We start from the raw sequence: 1191 nt of genomic DNA, 5'->3' as shown, positions 1-1191 counted from the left end.
ATGGGCAAGGAAAAGTTCTCCCGCACCAAGCCGCACTGCAACATTGGCACGATCGGCCACGTCGATCACGGCAAGACGTCTCTGACGGCGGCGATCACGAAGGTCCTGGCCGAGACGGGCGGGGCGACGTTCACGGCCTACGACCAGATCGACAAGGCGCCTGAGGAGAAGGCGCGCGGGATCACGATCTCGACGGCGCACGTGGAGTACGAGACGCAGAACCGTCACTACGCGCACGTGGACTGCCCCGGCCACGCCGACTACGTGAAGAACATGATCACGGGCGCGGCGCAGATGGACGGCGCGATCCTGGTGGTGTCGGCGGCCGACGGCCCGATGCCGCAGACCCGCGAGCACATCCTGCTGGCCCGCCAGGTCGGCGTCCCGGCGCTGGTGGTGTTCCTCAACAAGGTCGACATGGTCGACGACGAGGAACTCCTGGAGCTGGTCGAGCTGGAGGTGCGCGAGCTGCTGTCGAAGTACGACTTCCCGGGCGACGACATCCCGATCACCAAGGGCTCGGCGCTGATGGCGCTTGAGGACAAGGAGCCGAAGATCGGCAAGGAGGCGGTCCTGGCGCTGATGGCGACCGTGGACAGCTACATCCCGCAGCCGGAGCGTCCGATCGACATGCCGTTCCTGATGCCGATCGAGGACGTGTTCTCGATCTCGGGCCGCGGCACGGTGGTGACGGGTCGCGTCGAGCGCGGCATCGTGAAGGTGGGCGAGGAAGTCGAGATCGTCGGCATCCGGGCGACCACCAAGACGACGGTGACGGGCGTGGAGATGTTCCGCAAGCTGCTCGACCAGGGGCAGGCGGGCGACAACGTCGGCGTGCTGCTGCGCGGCACGAAGCGCGAGGACGTGGAGCGCGGCCAGGTCGTGTGCAAGCCGGGTTCGGTGAAGCCGCACTCGAAGTTCAAGGCCGAGGCGTACATCCTGACCAAGGAGGAGGGCGGCCGCCACACGCCGTTCTTCACCAACTACCGGCCGCAGTTCTACTTCCGGACCACGGACGTGACCGGGATCTGCACGCTGCCGGAGGGCACCGAGATGGTGATGCCGGGCGACAACGTGACCATGGACGTGGCGCTGATCGTGCCGGTGGCCATGGAGGAGAAGCTGCGCTTCGCCATCCGCGAGGGCGGCCGCACCGTCGGCGCCGGCGTCGTCGCCGCCATCAACGACTGA

Annotated in this window: 1 protein-coding gene; it reads left to right on the top strand. The window is 67.2% G+C overall.

The window, feature by feature from the left end:
* Entirely contained in the window at nt 1-1191 is a 1191-nt protein-coding gene (tuf, locus tag ACLBYG_RS31560; RefSeq protein WP_020093754.1) for an elongation factor Tu, read from the top strand.

It is taken from the genome of Methylobacterium sp. D53M, assembly GCF_053345625.1.
This window is presented reverse-complemented; position numbering and strand designations above follow the sequence as displayed.